The 16,568-nt window shown below is 53.7% G+C and carries 15 protein-coding genes and 1 pseudogene; 4 read left to right on the top strand and 12 right to left on the bottom strand.

Going from position 1 to position 16,568, the window contains the following annotated elements:
- Window positions 1-211: 211 nt before the first annotated feature.
- A complete protein-coding gene (locus tag AAC01S_RS07790) occupies window positions 212-736 on the bottom strand; it encodes a hypothetical protein (RefSeq protein WP_067621126.1) in 525 nt (174 codons plus the stop codon).
- A 343-nt stretch (window positions 737-1,079) separates the two neighbouring features.
- On the opposite strand from AAC01S_RS07790, the gene AAC01S_RS19885 reads away from it, so the two are divergent.
- Entirely contained in the window at window positions 1,080-1,319 is a 240-nt protein-coding gene (locus tag AAC01S_RS19885; RefSeq protein ID WP_306307173.1) for an Hsp20/alpha crystallin family protein, read from the top strand.
- Window positions 1,320-1,463: 144 nt separating this feature from the next.
- Here the strand turns inward: AAC01S_RS19885 and AAC01S_RS07780 are convergent, their stop codons facing one another.
- Entirely contained in the window at window positions 1,464-1,862 is a 399-nt protein-coding gene (locus AAC01S_RS07780; RefSeq protein WP_067621125.1) for an SRPBCC family protein, read from the bottom strand.
- A complete protein-coding gene (locus AAC01S_RS07775; RefSeq protein ID WP_067621124.1) occupies window positions 1,859-2,188 on the bottom strand; it encodes an ArsR/SmtB family transcription factor in 330 nt (109 codons plus the stop codon). Before AAC01S_RS07775 ends, AAC01S_RS07780 begins: the two co-directional genes overlap by 4 nt.
- Before the next feature lie 125 nt (window positions 2,189-2,313).
- On the opposite strand from AAC01S_RS07775, the pseudogene AAC01S_RS07770 reads away from it, so the two are divergent.
- Window positions 2,314-2,613 (top strand): annotated as a pseudogene (locus tag AAC01S_RS07770) (Hsp20/alpha crystallin family protein); the annotation flags it as partial.
- 148 nt (window positions 2,614-2,761) lie between these two features.
- On the opposite strand, the gene AAC01S_RS07765 reads toward AAC01S_RS07770, so the two are convergent.
- From AAC01S_RS07765 to rocF, 7 genes are all read right to left on the bottom strand, one after another.
- Window positions 2,762-4,204: a tetratricopeptide repeat-containing diguanylate cyclase gene (locus AAC01S_RS07765; RefSeq protein ID WP_067621156.1), complete on the bottom strand. Its 1,443-nt coding sequence runs from the start codon at window positions 4,202-4,204 to the stop codon at window positions 2,762-2,764.
- A gap of 1,421 nt (window positions 4,205-5,625) precedes the next feature.
- Window positions 5,626-7,455 (bottom strand): glutamine--fructose-6-phosphate transaminase (isomerizing), encoded by a 1,830-nt coding sequence (gene glmS / locus AAC01S_RS07760; protein ID WP_067621122.1) that lies wholly within the window; start codon window positions 7,453-7,455, stop codon window positions 5,626-5,628.
- 409 nt (window positions 7,456-7,864) lie between these two features.
- Entirely contained in the window at window positions 7,865-9,205 is a 1,341-nt protein-coding gene (gene glmM, locus AAC01S_RS07755; RefSeq protein ID WP_067621121.1) for a phosphoglucosamine mutase, read from the bottom strand.
- Between the two features lie 130 nt (window positions 9,206-9,335).
- Window positions 9,336-10,547, bottom strand: a complete 1,212-nt coding sequence (locus AAC01S_RS07750; RefSeq protein WP_067621120.1) for a CdaR family protein — start codon at window positions 10,545-10,547, stop codon at window positions 9,336-9,338.
- Window positions 10,544-11,365, bottom strand: coding sequence for a diadenylate cyclase CdaA (cdaA, locus tag AAC01S_RS07745; protein ID WP_067621119.1), 822 nt, complete (start codon window positions 11,363-11,365; stop codon window positions 10,544-10,546). The genes AAC01S_RS07750 and cdaA overlap by 4 nt, the downstream gene beginning before the upstream one ends.
- An 83-nt stretch (window positions 11,366-11,448) precedes the next feature.
- Window positions 11,449-12,135: an SGNH/GDSL hydrolase family protein gene (locus AAC01S_RS07740; RefSeq protein ID WP_067621118.1), complete on the bottom strand. Its 687-nt coding sequence runs from the start codon at window positions 12,133-12,135 to the stop codon at window positions 11,449-11,451.
- Window positions 12,136-12,205: 70 nt separating this feature from the next.
- Entirely contained in the window at window positions 12,206-13,105 is a 900-nt protein-coding gene (gene rocF, locus AAC01S_RS07735; protein ID WP_067621117.1) for an arginase, read from the bottom strand.
- Between the two features lie 158 nt (window positions 13,106-13,263).
- Between rocF and pdaB the strand changes: the two genes are divergently transcribed.
- Both pdaB and gerD read left to right on the top strand, forming a co-directional pair.
- On the top strand, window positions 13,264-14,004 hold the full coding sequence (pdaB, locus tag AAC01S_RS07730; protein WP_067621116.1) for a polysaccharide deacetylase family sporulation protein PdaB: 741 nt from the start codon (window positions 13,264-13,266) through the stop codon (window positions 14,002-14,004).
- 159 nt (window positions 14,005-14,163) lie between these two features.
- Window positions 14,164-14,838: a spore germination lipoprotein GerD gene (gene gerD, locus AAC01S_RS07725; protein ID WP_169794025.1), complete on the top strand. Its 675-nt coding sequence runs from the start codon at window positions 14,164-14,166 to the stop codon at window positions 14,836-14,838.
- An 88-nt stretch (window positions 14,839-14,926) separates the two neighbouring features.
- Here the strand turns inward: gerD and salA are convergent, their stop codons facing one another.
- Together salA and AAC01S_RS07715 are read right to left on the bottom strand one after the other, a co-directional pair.
- A complete protein-coding gene (gene salA, locus AAC01S_RS07720; RefSeq protein ID WP_067621115.1) occupies window positions 14,927-16,024 on the bottom strand; it encodes an iron-sulfur carrier protein/transcriptional regulator SalA in 1,098 nt (365 codons plus the stop codon).
- Between the two features lie 57 nt (window positions 16,025-16,081).
- On the bottom strand, window positions 16,082-16,567 hold the full coding sequence (locus AAC01S_RS07715) for a hypothetical protein (protein ID WP_067621114.1): 486 nt from the start codon (window positions 16,565-16,567) through the stop codon (window positions 16,082-16,084).
- Between the last annotated feature and the right edge of the window lies 1 nt (window position 16,568).

Genomic DNA, 16,568 nt, shown 5'->3' with positions numbered 1-16,568 from the left:
GATAATAGCTACAGTAGGATTCATGGGAGCCGACCGAATGTTGAGTAGCAAATTGATGTCCCAGCCAACAAAAAGTGCCCCTAAAATCTGTAGCCAAATTCCCCGATAACTCCCCTGTTTTTTATGCGTGATGATGTGTATCACCACCAGGACACCAGTCAGAATATCTCCCCCATGGTGATTCCTCCTCCCCGCTAAATTGAAAACCGTGTTACTTGAACAGCGGAGCTGTCTTTCCATCGGGAAGCACCATCGTCCACTCGGAATGCGGAAACAACGTTTGCTTAAAGGGTAATATCATGTGCCACACGGAGAGCTTCCCAATGCTCGCTGTGTATGTTTTCCCGTTGTAGTGATACACAATTTCTTTGATAGGAACCATAGCTGTCCCCCAAACAAATGTTTGACCGTCAAAGCTAAATGGCTCGAAGTCTACGTTATAGTTTTGCGGTGACAGACCAGTCATGGCGTTGGAAATCCCACTTACTTGCCATCCCCAGAAGCTCTTGGTCATGTACCATGCCGTGAATGAGTTGGGTTGTCCAGATGGGGTAATTAAGACTTCTCCTTTGGCGAACTTGACCGTTTCGAACGGTCCCACACCTGGATCAGATGCGGCTTGTGCCTTTAGCGGGGTAGAGTGAGTAGAATACTCGTAGACCCAGTAGGCTACAAAAGCCGCGATTATAAGAAGGGGTATCCCAACGAACCACATCCACTTCGACATTCGCTTCAAGCCCGTTCCCCCTCAAAATCGGCTGTCGTACCTGCCTATGCCATATCTGACCCTTAGTCATACGATTTCAGTATAAGCCAATGTATCCATAACAGGTACAAATTCCCTTTCCCTCTGAGGAACCATAATCGCGGATATTTCTACCTGGAGGTGTAGTTAACATGCCCCTTGTTCCATATGACCCATTTGGCATTATGAGACGCGAACTCGGATCATTTCCCCGACTATTTGATGAGGATTGGTTTGAAATATGCCGCGTGTACGGGTCGATGTTCACGAGAGTCAAAACGAGGTAATTGTCACTGCTGAGATCCCAGGGTTGGAGAAGTAAGAAGACGTAAGCATCACCGTTCACGACAACCATCTTCATCTTAGCGGTAAAATCGAGCGGACGCGCGAACAAAAGGACGAGAACGTGCATCGAATGGAGCGATACTACGGGCAATTCTCGCGCACTGTACCATTGCCGACGGCGGTAGATGATACGGGAGCAAAGGCATCGTATCGAAATGGAATTCTGGAAGTCAGGATTCCGAAAAGCCAGAAACAGATGGGTCATCAGATTGACGTGGATTTTCATTAAAGGTCTCGCTGAAACGCCTCGTGGGATTTCCACGAGGCGTTTGTATTTCTGTTACGCCATGACTTCTCGTAAGCTATCCCTGCGCGCCCTATCCCCATTTCAAATCAACCCGTCCCTGAAGGAGATGTTTTAGTACCAATGGGGTTATTGTTCTAACAGCTTTTCAAGCTGTCCGCACATGTTAGTCCAGCCATACTTAGCTCCTTGGAGTGCCTGATCATTTGTGATTCCAGTTTGTTCGAGATGAAGGTTAACCTTTCCACCCCCTAAATCCGTCAGCGTCCAGGTGACCGTGTTCTCCTGCCCCATGCTGACCCAAGTATAGGACAACCGATTTGGTTCATCCACGATAAGCACTTCGCAGTCAATAATTCCATTCCACCCATTCATCGGCGGCATGCGAAACTTAAAACGGTGTCCTACGATGGGCTTAAAATCATTTTCCATGACCCACTTGGCAAGCATGCTTGAGTCGGTTAAGGCGGACCAAAGCTTCTCAATGGTTGTCGTGTACTGAAAATCCAGGGATAACGTTTCACTCATTCTTCTTCCTCCTCTAATAGTTGGTTCAAGCGCAACATATTCGTACTCCAGAACTTGCTGTAGAAAGCTACCCAATCTTGAATCTGCTTCAATGGAGTGGGGTTCAGCCGATACCGCGTTTCTCTGCCAACTTTTCGGTCGGTTACGAGACCAGCCTCTTTAAGTATTGCCAAATGCTTTGAAACCGCCGTTCGTCCCATTTGAAAGTGAACTGTTAACTGGTGGAGAGGCAATTCTTCCACATCCGCCAGCAGACGAAGCAGTTCACGTCGAGTCGGGTCAGCAACCGCATCATAAACGTCTCGCGTTTGACTTTTTTTCGCCAAAATCACCGACCTTCCTATCATCTTATTAGCAACGAAATGGACACCGACTGGTGTCGCAATTCATAATAAGACACCAAGCAGTGTCGTGTCAAGCAGATTTGGCTTAGAAAAAGGTTCGCGAGAGCCAAAACGAAGTGATTGTTACCACGGAAATCCATGGGATAGAGAAGAAGGAAGATGTGAACATCACCGTCCATGATAATCACATTCATCTCAGCGGCAAAATCGAACGGATGAGTGAACAAAAGGACGAGAACGTACATCGAATGGAACGATACTATGGACAGTTCTCGCGCACTGCGCTGTTACCAACAACCGTGGATGACACTGGAGCTAAAGCATCGTATAGGTATGGCATGCTGGAAGTCAGGATTCCTCCGAGCCAGAACCACATCGGTCGTCAGATTGACGTGGATTTTCACTGAAACACATACAGCAGTGCCAATTGGGATTTCGAGGGGCATTTCGCATCTCATCATGTTGAACAACGTATTCGTTCGCGTCCCACAGTCCCTTCATTCAACATTAATCACCCATTGAATCGGCTTCAAGGGGTACGTCCTTCAAAAACCACTAAGTTTGTACGTGCTGGCTGTCCAACAGACCCCCGACAGAGATTTGATTTCTCCCATTCTGCTTGGATTTGTAAAGTTCTACATCAGCAAGGTGAAACAAATCGTCGAACTGTAAAACGGCACCTTCTCTGTTATCTGCAACGCCCAGACTTGCGGATAGAGGAACTGGGGTGTCGCCACAGTTAACTTTTAAGTTTCGAATTGCCTCTAACATTTGCTCCGCTTTCCTTACGCCTAAATCAAGAGGAACCCCACGTAAGATTACAACGAACTCGTCTCCACCATAGCGACCAATCAAGTCATCACCCCGTAAGACACTCGCACATGCGTCCGTCGTCTGACGAATTACTTCGTCACCAAACAGGTGCCCGTGCTGGTCATTGATGCACTTAAAGTGGTCGATGTCTACGACAATGCAAACAATGTTTTCGCGCCGATCAGCCGCTTCTCTGAGCCATCCGTTTGCCGTTGATTCCAAGCGATATCGATTCGGTAAGCCCGTTAAATGGTCGGTATTTGCCTTCCTCTTCAGGTCTGCCAAACTGTGTTTCACTTCAAGCTGTAAGGCAGTTCGTTCCAATTCTCTCTTTCGACTCTCCAGAAGTACTGAAATGTATTCTTTTTGAACATAGAACCCCGTCTCAAAATCGCCCATTCGTTCACACAATCTGCATCGCTCTTTTTGGATCTCTTCGAGGAGATACATGTCATCGTAACGGTTGACCAAATCCCTGGCACGGGTCAACCATTCGAACGCTTCCCGATAGAAGCCCTGATGCGAGCACCAACTTCCCTGTAACATGTGGAATTGAACTCGTTCCCTGATGTACGAATCCGAATCCAAAATAGGCTGTTCACCGATCTCGTCAATCAGCCGTCTTGATGCCTCAAAATCACGAAGCCCTATGTACGCTTGCGCGATATTCAACTTCACCCTGAGTTCCAGAATCACGCTTGGCGGACAGTGCAGTTTCGCCGCTTCAAGCCCCTTTCTTCCCATTTCTAAGGCATCCTCAAAATTCTCTTCGGCAAGATATAGATGACTGTAGTTGCTGTACGCATTGCTGACAATGTTGTACCTTTGCAACCGAGTGCCAAGGGCAATGGTTTTATCCAACGTAGACTTCGCCTTGGTGAAGTCTTTATTGTATTCGTAAAGCAAGAACAGGACATTGTGTCGATTCAGATGGTCAGTCTCGTCTCCGTACTCCCTACAGACTTCATCATAAGCGGTGATGCAACGAAACGCTTCGTCAATATCGCCGATGCAGTAGTAAGATGCCGCGCTGTTCAAGTATGCAATCAGGACGGATTTATAATCGTTTTTCTCCTCTCCGCGTTTCAAGAGATCGAAGCAAGCCTCGATGGTCTCTTTGTATTTTCCTTGCGCTCTAAGAGAAGTCACCTGTTGTTGAAGTGACTGACGGTCGCTGTCTTCCACGTTCTCACACCTCACAAAATCCGCAATGCTGACCAACCGCTCTAAGGTAGGAGGTGTATCCCACCATCTCGTTAATGAACAGGGGAAATATTCAACCTCCGTAGCCGTCACAATCAGGTCTTTAATTTCTTTGTTAACATTGTCGAATCCTGCACACAACGCTTTATAGATAGTGGTCAAGCAGTAATCGCACATCTGCCTCAATTGCCGATTACATGCTTATAGCCAACGATGCACCGTTCTCCAGTGTAGCCACAAGTGATCCGATCACAATGGCAATGATGTCGAATGTCAGAGAAGACTTTCATACTGCTCGACACAACGGCGGTGCTGATCGTTCCTTCCGTACAACCCCAGCCATGACCGTCTCACATGTCCCCGTGGAAGTAGGCTATATGCCGCGCTGTACCCTGCTTTCTCCCTACCCCCACTTCGAATCCAACCCATGACTTTTCGAATCAAAATTCTGCGTCCCTACTATGTAACCGTCAAATCAAATCCTTCCCTGACTCACTCCCGCCTCAACCACTCCAAATCCCTTGCCACGCCTGGCTTTTCTCGACTTTTTCTCACGCTAACCCAATATCTGCCGTCAAATGAATTTCTACGCTGGATCACGCCTCTTACCACTCGTTTTTCTCCGTAATTTTTCCAGATTCATCGATTCTGCGTAAAATGAAGTTGTTCGCTGGCGCGAGGGTGAAAAGAAGGGCTTGAGGGCGCAGGGAGTACAGATTTGGTCGTGTATTTTTTCGCATTTTTGATCGGGAATGGTCGAGGAATCCTTGATATATCGGGCTTTTTCGCGTCTGGTCTCCTTCAAAATTTTGCTCTGAGTTTCCCCCGCTTATCGCTCCCGCTCCACAAAAAGAAAGGGCGAATCCAGGCTTTTGACCCGAATTCACCCGTGCTGTAGGGAACAACTTATTTTACTCAGAGTACAACTTATTTTGCGGCGGAAGAACTTGATTTTGCGAACACACTGCTCTCTCCCAATATCTGCCGTCAAATTCGATCCTTCCCTGGATCACGCCTTTCCTCACCCGTTTTTCTCCGTGATTTTTCCAGATTCATCGATTCTGCGTAAAATGAAGTTGTTCGCTGGCGCGAGGGCGAAGTGAAGGGCTTGAGGGCGCAGGGAGTACAGATTTTGTCGTGTATTTTTTCGCGTTTTTGATCGGGCATGGTCTTGGAATCCTTGATATATCGGGCTTTTTCGCGTCTGGTCTCCTTCAAAATTTTGCTCTGAGTTTCCCCCGCTTATCGCTCCCGCTCCACAAAAAGAACGGGCGAATCCAGGCTTTTGACCCGAATTCACCCGTGCTGTACGGAACAACTTATTTTACTAAGGGAAGAACTTATTTTGCGCGGGGAAGAACTTGATTTTGCGAACACAAATTCACCCGCGCAAAGTCCCCAGCTTACTCCACGGTCACGCTCTTCGCCAGATTGCGCGGCTTGTCGACGTCGTTGCCGCGCGCGACGGCCGCGTAATACGCCAGCAGTTGCAAGGGTATCACGGCCGCCAACGGCGCGAGCGTCGGGTGCGTCTTCGGCAGATAGATGACCTCATCCACCGTCTTCGCGAGGTCTTCGTTGCCGACCCATGTCAGTCCCAGCACAAACGCGCCGCGCGCCTTTACCTCGACGATGTTGCTCACGGTCTTCTCGTAAAGGTCTGGCTGCATCGCGATCGCGACGACGGGAACCCCCTCCGTGATGAGCGCCAGCGTACCATGCTTCAGTTCGCCCGCCGCGTACGCCTCGGCGTGGATGTACGAGATCTCCTTCAATTTCAACGCGCCTTCGAGCGAGACTGCATAGTCGATCCCGCGGCCGATGAAGAAGGTATCCTTCGACTCCGCGTACTTTTGCGCGAACGCGTGAATCTGCGGCGCCGTGTCGAGCACTGCCTCGGCGACCTGCGGGAGATTGTCGAGCGCGTTGATCATGTCGTGGGCCGCCTGCTCGCCGATTTCACCACGAACCTGCGCAAAGTGAACCGCAAGCAGGTACAGTGCCGCGAGCTGCGTCGTGTACGCCTTCGTGGACGCGACCGCGATTTCCGGGCCGGCCCATGTGACGATCACGTTGTCGGCCTCGCGCGCCGCCGAACTACCGACGACGTTCGTGATGGCCAGGACGCGCAGACCGCGTGCCTTCATCTCGCGCATCGCTGCAAGCGTATCGGCCGTCTCGCCGGATTGGGTGATGGCGATGACCAGCGTGTTCGGCGTCGCGATCGGGTTGGAATATCGGTATTCCGAGGCAATCTCGACGTTGACCGGAATTCGGGCCAATTGTTCGATCGCGACCTTCCCCACCAGGCCAGCGTGCCAAGACGTGCCACACGCGACGATGTGGATTCGATCCATGGCCTTCACGGTCTCGGCGTCGATGCCAAGTTCGTCGAGCGTGACCGAGCCGAGATCGGGATTCACTCGACCGCGCAAGGTGTCACGAATCGCCTTCGGCTGTTCGTGAATTTCCTTGAGCATGAAGTGGGGATACCCCCCGCGCTCTGCGCTGACAGCGTCCCACGTGACCTTATAGACCTCTTTGGCCACCGGTTCGCCATCCAAGGTGAAGCACTCGACCGAATCGCGCGTGAGGACCGCCATCTCGCCGTCCTCCATGACGTAAATGTCGCGCGTGTACTGCAGCACTGCTGGGATGTCCGAGGCAACGAAGTTTTCGCCGTCGCCCAAGCCGATGATCATCGGACTGGCCTTGCGAACCGCGACGATTTGATCCGGATGATCTTTCGAGATCACGACAAGCGCATAAGCGCCGCGAATACGTTTGCCGACCGCAATCATCGTCTGAAACAGATCCCCGTTGTACAGTTCTTCAATCAAGTGGACAACCACTTCTGTATCCGTCTCGGATCGAAACTCGTGTCCGGACGCTATCAACTCTTCTCGCAGACTGAGATAATTTTCGACGATCCCGTTGTGCACCAGCGCAAAACGACCGCTGCAGTCCTGATGCGGATGCGCGTTCTCGTCCGATGGTTTGCCGTGTGTCGCCCAACGCGTGTGTCCAATGGCCACGTGGCCGCCAATCGGATGCTCTTCCAACCTCGCTTCGAGATTGGACAGGCGTCCGACCGATTTGGCCAACTCGATGCGTCCGTCATCAATCGCCGCGATTCCGGATGAATCGTACCCGCGATACTCCAACTTCGCGAGTCCACCAACAACGACGTCTTTCACATTCCTCGGGCCAATGTAACCGACAATGCCACACATGGATATACGTTTCCTCCTTGCCGATCCGCTCACCCTTGTCACACCAGTCGCCCGGTGGCTTTCAGGTTTCGCTTGCGGTGTGATCGGAAAACACCGGGAGGCACCCGCCGAATGGTTCGCCAACCTCCTCCGCGTCAACTGTGGAGCCGCTGTACTTTGACCAGCAAGGGCCAACGGCTGCACAGTCCAGGCGCTTCTTCGCGAGCCGGGTGTGTCATATTCACCGGCCTTGCGACATTCTACTCGTTTTGGGCGATATTGCTACTCTCGCCCCGCATCCCTCCCTTCAAGCGGTGAGAAGTCGGCCCAAATCCATTGGCCGACTCTCCTATCACGATGTATAGGCGCCAGTTGTCACGAAAGATACTCGGCGCGCGGCAGGCGAACATGAAGCGTACGTCAGGCAGGCCTAGACCCCGAGTTCCGCCTCGACAACCCGAACAATGTCACCAATCAACTGGCGCAGCAGTTTCTCATCCGGACCTTCAGCCATCACTCGAATCAACTGCTCCGTACCCGATTCGCGCACCAGCACGCGGCCAGTGTCGCCCAACCGTTCCTCAGCTGCCGCAAGCGCGGCTTGGATGGCGGCATTGTCCCGCCACGCGTGCTTGTCGGTCACGCGCACGTTCTCCAAGAACTGCGGGTAACGCGTCATCACCTTCCGCAATTCGGACAAAGGTTTGCCCTCTTGCACGATGACCTGGACCAGTTGAATCGCCGTTAAAATGCCGTCTCCCGTGGTCGTGTGGTTGAGGAAGATAATGTGGCCGCTCTGCTCTCCGCCGAGCACCGCGTCGTCTTCGCGCATGCGTTCCATCACATAGCGATCTCCCACGGCCGTGCGAACCACCTGGATGCCGTTCTCTTCCATCGCCTTGACGAACCCGAGATTGCTCATGACGGTCGCAACGAGTTTATCGTCTTTCAACCGGCCAGCCTTTTTCATCGCCTTCGCGCAAATCGCCATGATGAAGTCGCCGTCGACGATCTCGCCTGTCGAATCCACGGCAATCAGCCGATCCGCGTCGCCATCGAAAGACAGCCCGAAATCAGCGCCATTCGCCAACACTGCGCGTTGGACGATGTGCGGGTTGGTGGATCCGCATCCGACGTTGATATTCACACCGTCCGGATTCGCGTGAATCACTGTGACGTCTGCGCCGAGCTGCCGGAACACTTCCGGCGCGATAGCCGACGCCGCACCGTTTGCGCAGTCCAGCACGATGCGCAATCCGTCGAAACGCACGTCGACTGTGCTCAGCAGGAAGCGAATATACGCCTCTTGCGCCGGCTCGTCGTACACACGTCCAATGTGCGGCCCCGTCGGCCTCGGCAATTTGCTGTCGTCTTCCCTCAAAATTTGCTCGATCCGGTCTTCGATGCCGTCCAACAGCTTAAAGCCATCGCCGCCGAAAAACTTGATGCCGTTATCTTCAACGGGGTTGTGCGAGGCGGAAATCATGACGCCCGCGTCCGCGCCCAATTGTTTCGTCAGGTAAGCCACGCCCGGTGTACTGATGACGCCAAGGCGAAGTGCGTCCACACCCATCGACAGAATGCCGCTGATGAGTGCCATTTCGAGCATATCGCCCGAAATCCGAGTATCTTTCCCTACTGCAATCCGTGCCCCAGGCGTCCGATTCGTCAGTACGTACGCTCCGACCCGCCCCAAACGAAACGCCATTTCTGGAGTCAAATCGCGATTGGCTACACCACGAACACCATCAGTTCCAAACAAACGTCCCAAAAGCCAACGCTCCTCTCTAATGACCTGCTTATTTTGCCATAGAAAGTGCGTTGTGGAAAGAAGCTCGAACGTCCAACCTATATTTTCCGAACCTTTTGGCGAACCATTTGGCAGACCTTTTGTCAGACCGTCATTGCACGGTAACTGGCACCGTCCGTTGGGACACGTTGACGACGCTCACGAAATCCGGCAAATGCACGGTAATATTCGCGGCTGCGTCCCCCTGGTTGACTTTCGACGCATCGACATACGCCTGAACCTGGCTTGGGTCCTTCCCGATGGCCTGAATCGCGCTTTGCGGACCGCTGAGTGTAATATTGACTTTCGGCGTACCTTTCAGCTGCACATGGACGGGTCCCGATTCGTTTTGAACAGACACCGGCACTTGTTTCAGCGTGATCGTGGCCGACGGCTGAATCTCAACAACCACATTGATGGAATCCGGCGTCACACTCGTCATGCCCTGCAGCAAAGGCACCTGCACAGTCAAACTGGTGGTATGCGACATGTTGGTCACGTCAATCGGCACCGACAATCCCGACTTCGGCAAGTCCTTCTGCATCAGCCCGACTTCGGCAACCTGTGTGGTCCCCAGTTTGATCCCGGACACGGCGTAGCCTGGCGCAGGCGTACCGGTGAGTTCAGGAACCAGCGCGACTTGCTGGGTCGAAGCGACAATCGGTACCGTGACGGATAGACTGGCCGGGTCGACCGTGACATTGTTGACCACGTCGCCCTTGCTGTCGACCGCCTCGAGCGGAATGATCTTCGTGGTCGTTTCGCTCAATCCGCTGATGTCCACCGTGCCCACGACCCGCGCCACCGACTTGACTTCAGATTTCGCTCCACTGACGTTGACCGATTGGGTGCCTGGCTGGAAATCGCCGAGCGAATAGCCACTCTGGGGATTCCCTTGTATCTGCATGTCAACTGGCCGTTCCACGGTCACTTTTTTCTCGATCTCGATGGTGACCGTCGGCGGATCGATGGAGTAGCTCTTCACGTTGTCCGGCATGTGGACGGCGGCGATATTGATGGTTTGCGTGCCGGACTTGAGTCCTTGCGCGTTGGCAATCAGTTCGGCGTGCAACATATCCGCCGGGAGTGACGCCACATGCAGCAAGCTCGTCGTGACTTTGACCGTCGCGGTCGGCTGCGGTGAAGTCATCACCATCCCCGGTCCCAGTTCAACGTGGACCGGCAAGGGATACGTCTGCGTGACCCCCGCGGTGTTTGAAGCTCCGCCATTCTGAGGCGCGTGAACCGCCAGCCACAGAATACAAGCCAACACCAGCGCGAGAATCCGAAGTGCGTTGTTATTTCGGAGAAACCGCTCCATCATCGCGATTCAGCCTTTCTGCTCCAGAACGGGAATCCGTTCGTGCGTTGCGGAACAATCAGGGTTGTCAGTAAATTTTTCAAGGCGTTCTCATCGAGATTCCGGTGGAGGACCCCGTCGACCGCGACAGATACGCGGCCAGTTTCCTCCGACACGACGACAGCGACGCCGTCGGATTGTTCAGAAATGCCCAGAGCCGCCCGATGCCGAGTCCCCAACTGCTTGTCCAGACTGCGATTTTCGGTAAGGGGCAAGAAACACCCGGCGGCAGCGATTTGTGTGGACCGAACGATCACCGCGCCATCGTGAAGCGGGGTATTCGGAATGAACAAATTCACAAAGAGCTCCGAACTGACTCTCGCCTCCAGCGACGTCCCGGTTTCGATATATTCATTAAGGCCCGTCTTGCGCTCGACGACAATGAGCGCCCCCGTCTTCGTTTTCGCCAAGACCTGAGTCGCCTTGACGATCTCATTGACGGAGTGCACCATTTCTTCGCCGCCCTGCTGCAACAAGTTCACTGTCAACAATCCGCCGCGCCCCATTTGCGACAACGCGCGGCGCAATTCCGGTTGAAATACGACAGGAATGGCAAAGAAGCCGATTTCAACGATCTTTCCCAAAAGCCAATTGGACGCGGACAGATTCAATAGCCCGCTGATCAGAATGACCACAATCACAATCATGACGCCCTGAAGAAGCTGAACCGCCCTCGTGCCGCGAATCAACAGCAGAAGGTAGTACAGCATAAACGCCACAAAGATAATATCGATCACGTCTTTAAAGCCGAAACTTCGGATTACCGCGAGCCAAGCGTCCATAAGCCATCCACCCAACGACTGGGGATTATCATTCTAATTGTTTCGTACATGGCAATACGAGTCAAGTGCAGATTCCAGTTTCTCTACGCTTGCCAGCTTTGGCGGCCGCTTCTGCGCTTATTTGCTTTGGCGCGCGCCCGCGCCCGGTTGATGGCCCGATAAAAACCCTGATAGAGAGCCAAATGGCCTTCATCCGTAGGATGGATGGGATTGCGTACCAGCCTGACGTCCCGAAAAACGCCGTTGCGATAGTGTTCAACATACGTCGGTTCCTTGCCGCGGAACAACTTGGGGCCCTCGACCAGCACCAAGCCGTGGCGCGCGGCGACGCTGCGGATCATGTCGTTGTATTGCGAAATAATTCGTTCCGCCAACTTGAAGTTGGGAAATGGGTTGTAGAGCGTGGCGATGGCAAACGTGTTGTACGGCCTCTTCGTCCGCTCCACAATCGCTTCGATCTCGCTCCTCGATTTGTCGCACACCTGCGCAATCTTGTCCGCTCGCCCCATGAGCAAAGTGGTCGCAGCGTGAAGCAAATCGTTGCCGCCAATCATCAGTGTGACGATTTCCGATTCGTCAAAAATGCATTGCGGCAGATCGTTCAAAGACTTATTCAGTTGCTTGGAAGTCCAGCCTGGCTTCGCTTGCAGGTGCAATGTGGTTCGTCCATGCTTCGCAAGCTGCTTTTGCAGCAATTTCACGAAACTCCTCTCTGGACTCGTGGCGCCGTATCCATATGTAATGGAGTCGCCTAACGCGAGCATTAACATCGTGAGCCCTCCCAGCCGTCGGTGCTTTTTTAAGCTATGGGCTGAGAGGGCAAGTGGTCACAGTGACTGCCTAAATAACGGTTTTTCCGAACAGGGATTCAAGCAGTTCCACAGCCATCCTGGCTGTCTGATTCTGCTTGTCGAGAATCGGGTTCACTTCGACGACATCGACGGACTGCAGTTTGCCGGAGTTCGCGAGCAGTTCCATCGCCAGATGCCCTTCGCGGTACGTCACGCCGCCGTTCACAGGCGTGCCGACGCCTGGTGCAAACATCGGATCGAGCGCGTCCAAATCCAGGCTCAGGTGAATCCCGTCCGTACCCGCCGCCGCGATCTCGATGGCTTCCGACATTACCGTTGCCATCCCACGCATATCGATCTCGGCCATTGTGAAACACTTGACGCCAGTCTTGCGGATCAGCTCGGCTTCCTCGCGATCGATGGAGCGAATGCAGACAAGAACCACATTTTGCGGCTTCACCTTGCCAATGAAACCGCCGATGCTTGTCAGATCAGGATGCCCGTAGCCGAGGCTGACCGCGAGCGGCATCCCGTGGATGTTGCCTGTGGGCGTGGTTTCAGGGGTATTCATGTCACCATGGGCGTCGAACCAGATGACACCGTAGTTCGGGTTCGTTTGTGAAAGTCCAGCCAGACTGCCGATGGCTACGGAGTGATCACCGCCAAGGACGATGGGTAAATGCCCCTCTTCGATCACGTTCTTCACCATGTCGGCCAATGTCTGCGACAGTTGAGCGACCTCCCGAAGATACCGCAGCCCATGATTCACTTCGCCGTCGTGCATCTCCGGGGTCGGAACGTTGATGTTGCCCAAGTCTTGCACTCGATAGCCAAGCGACTCCAGCTTGCTGCTCAGGTTTGCATAACGAATGGCGCTCGGTCCCATATCAACGCCTCGACGACCCTGCCCCAAATCGGATGGGACGCCAATAATCCGCAGGTCTTTCATGGCCATTCCTCCATTCCATGCTCTCCGGTCTACGCTTAGCTTACGCTATCGCGAGTTCGGATCAAAACAAACCATCTCCCATTTTCTGCAAAACGCAATGTGAAATTGCATAGCAAGCAGTTCGCAAGCAAAGACTTCCGTATGAAAAAAGGAGGTCTATGTTCATGACTTGGAAAGCGATTCGACGTTGGACGCAACTGGCAGCAGCGGCCTTGTTGCTGACTGGACTGTCCATAGCGCACCCCGCAACCGCGTCGGCGAAGTCCGATGCGCCCAAAGCCATCTATAAAGTCGAGACGGACAAGAAGGTGGTTGCGCTGACCTTCGATATCTCGTGGGGCAATAAAGTGCCTGAGCCTGTGCTCGACGTGTTGAAAGAACAAAACGTCAAGAAGGCTACGTTTTTTCTGAGCGGCCCTTGGACGCTGCACCATCCCGAAATTGCCAAGCGGATCAAGGCGATGGGCTATGAAATTGGCAGCCACGGCAATTTACACAAAGATTTCTCCAATTACCCAAACAGTTGGATACGCCAACAGGTGCAAATTGCGGATCAGTCCATCGCACAGGTCACAGGAGTCCATCCGAAGCTGATTCGGACGCCAAATGGGGACTTCAATCCGCGCGTGATCGCTTGCTTGAACGACATGGGATACAAGGTCATTCAGTGGAACACCGATTCGCTCGACTGGAAGAACCCTGGCGTACAGAACATTGTAAACCGTGTCACCAAGCGCGTCGTGCCGGGAGATATCATCCTCATGCACGCCAGCGACTCGTCAAAGCAGATCGTGCAGGCCTTGCCTCAGATCATTTCGCAGTTGCGGCAACAGGGATATCAATTTGTCACCGTATCTGAGTTGATATCCGGCACGAACGTGTCCTCCTCGGTTCAGTAACACGTTCCGAAAGCTTCTTGTCGCGGGTCTCGGTGTGCGAATGCGGTCCAGCGCGGTGCAAGGACGCGGAGTAGAGGGACGGCGGAGCCGCTCGGATAGTCCGCTGCCTGCAGTCACATACTGAGACACAAGAGTTGAGAACACCATGGAGGGGCTGTCATGAACCGTAAGACTGCTGGATTGCTCACCATTGGATTGAGTACGCTGTTCGTTGTCGGCTGCGGAATGTCGGACGCAGGCGCTGACGTCAGTGGCAGCAGCACCGGAGGTGGATACGGCCAAACAAAGCAAATGGTCGTCGATATTTTGAATTCTAAGGAAGGCCAAGAAGCACTCTTGGAGACGATGAAAAATCCTGAATTCAAAAACCAGTTGCTGGCGTCGCCGACCGATATTCAGAAGGCGATGACCCAGTTTATCGAGTCGCCGAAGAATCAACAATTTCTCGCTGAGGCGGCTAAAGACCCGACCTTTGCTGCTGCCCTCGCCAAGGCTGCGCAGCCCGAATTGAAAACGACTGTCCAGGAACTGATGAAAGAACCGAGTTTTCAACAGGATATGCTCGTTCTTTTGAAATCGGACGAGTTCACCAAGAATTTGCAAACCATGATGCAGGGTCCGCAGTTCCGATCCGATCTGCAAAAGCTGATTTTGCAAACCATGCAGTCGCCGACGTATCAGGTCCAATTCCAAGAGACACTTCAACAGGCAATCAAGAAGGCCATGGAAGCTGGCCAAGCATCCGGAGGCGAGAGCAGTGGCGGAAGTCAGAATAGTTCCGGAGGATCAGGCGGTTCTGGAGGAGAAGGAGGAGGCAGCGGAGGATCCAGTTGATGCAGAATGGGCCGAATCGTGCGTGATCGCATGAATCGGCCCATTTGCTTTTGCCGGGCATACCCGTCTATTTGCTCCCCGACCGACACTATGCGCGCAGTTCCTGTGACGTCAGTCCGAGCGATTCGCGTACGCGGATTGCCAATTTGTCAAACTGGACTCCCTGAATGCTGTTGGCGTCAAATACGCCGCTGGTTTGCTCACTCAGGTTGGCGATAGGGATTTCCGCCAAGAGATCGGTGTTCAACTGCTTGGCCACGCGCTCTCCGCCGCCCCGTCCGAAGATATAGGCTGGCTCCCCGCAAGCTTCGCACTGATAGTAGGCCATATTCTCCACGACGCCAATCACCTCGTGATTGGTCCGAACACCCATCAGGCCTGCGCGCACGGCCACTTCCGACGCGGCGCTCTGCGGCGTCGTCACAATCAGCTGCTTGCTGTTTGGCAGAAGTGTGTGAATATCGAGCGCCATGTCGCCGGTTCCTGGCGGCAAGTCCAACAGCACCACGTCGACGTCTCCCCAAACGACCTGCGCAAAAAAGTTTCGGAGCATCTTTCCCAACATCGGGCCACGCCAAACAACCGGTGTATCCTTCGGGACGAAGAACTGCATCGAGATCAGTTTGACGCCGTTCGCTTCGACAGGGATGATCAGTTCGTCGATCATCGTCGGCTTGCGCTCCTGAACGCCAAAGATGGCTGGAATGCTGAATCCGTAGATGTCCGCGTCGATCAAGGCCACGCGAACGCCCTGGCGCGCGAGCGCCACCGCCAGGTTGGCCGTCACGGTGGACTTCCCCACACCGCCTTTGCCGGACGCCACGGCGAGAAAATGCCTCGGACCGCCTTCCTGCAAGAGCGGCGGAAGCTGCGCTTGCTGCGGATTGGCGCCTGCAGCCGAACCGCCGCGGACCTTTGCCGCGAACGCCGCCCGCTCTTCGTCGCTCATGTGGCCAATCTTCACCGTGACCTCGTCCACACCCGCCAGCTTGCTCAGGCGGTCGTTTACTTCCTTCTCGATCACGTTGCTGAGCGGACAGCCTCGAATGGTCAACAACACCTCGACCGTCACATGTGTTCCTTCGATCTCGACGGACTTCACCATGTCCAACTCGACGATGCTTCTATGGACTTCGGGATCGTGTACATCCCGCAATGCTTCAATCACTTGTTCCTTTGTAACCACGGCACCTTGTCCTCCTATCCGAAGTGACGAGACACTTCCTAGCGAAAGTGTACAACATCACTCGGACGAATCCAAATTGGCCCGAAGCACTTCATACTCGCCGCGATCGTTCGCGCCAAGCCAATTGACGACATACTCGGTGTCCGAATTCGGCTCACCGACGAACCAGATGGAGGCTCCTGGCTGCAGGGTGTAAGGCGGATTGGGATCGCCGTCCGCAGGGAGAGGGTGCGGGAACTGACTGCCGACGGCCAGCACGGGCAGGATGTCGTTGTTCCAGCTTTGGATGAAGACGTGCGAGAGCGTCTGCGTGGAGTCGTTCTTCACTTGAAAAACAGGGCGGTCATTCCACTGAAACGGCGCAGTGGACATGGACAGCCGCGGCTCGTTGGTGGAATGAACCTGCCGCTCACTGGTCGATGCTTGACTTTTCGACTCCGAAGCGAAGAGATTGACGCTGAAGCTCGTCGCTGCGATCAACAGTACAGCCAGACCTAGCGGTCCTAGGATGGGAAGTCTCCCGTCGCGCCTCATCGCTCGCATG

It is taken from the genome of Alicyclobacillus acidiphilus NBRC 100859 (genome assembly GCF_001544355.1).
Classification (GTDB): domain Bacteria; phylum Bacillota; class Bacilli; order Alicyclobacillales; family Alicyclobacillaceae; genus Alicyclobacillus; species Alicyclobacillus acidiphilus.
This window is presented reverse-complemented; position numbering and strand designations above follow the sequence as displayed.

Bases quoted from the DNA above. Each gene is read 5' to 3' on its own strand.
- AAC01S_RS07780 (WP_067621125.1), bottom strand. From the start codon at position 1,862: ATGAGTGAAACGTTATCCCTGGATTTTCAGTACACGACAACCATTGAG.
- glmS (WP_067621122.1), bottom strand. From the start codon at position 7,455: ATGTGTGGCATTGTCGGTTACATTGGCCCGAGGAATGTGAAAGACGTC.
- AAC01S_RS07750 (WP_067621120.1), bottom strand. From the start codon at position 10,547: ATGATGGAGCGGTTTCTCCGAAATAACAACGCACTTCGGATTCTCGCG.
- cdaA (WP_067621119.1), bottom strand. From the start codon at position 11,365: ATGGACGCTTGGCTCGCGGTAATCCGAAGTTTCGGCTTTAAAGACGTG.
- AAC01S_RS07740 (WP_067621118.1), bottom strand. From the start codon at position 12,135: ATGTTAATGCTCGCGTTAGGCGACTCCATTACATATGGATACGGCGCC.
- rocF (WP_067621117.1), bottom strand. From the start codon at position 13,105: ATGAAAGACCTGCGGATTATTGGCGTCCCATCCGATTTGGGGCAGGGT.
- pdaB (WP_067621116.1), top strand. From the start codon at position 13,264: ATGTTCATGACTTGGAAAGCGATTCGACGTTGGACGCAACTGGCAGCA.
- gerD (WP_169794025.1), top strand. From the start codon at position 14,164: ATGAACCGTAAGACTGCTGGATTGCTCACCATTGGATTGAGTACGCTG.
- AAC01S_RS07715 (WP_067621114.1), bottom strand. From the start codon at position 16,567: ATGCGAGCGATGAGGCGCGACGGGAGACTTCCCATCCTAGGACCGCTA.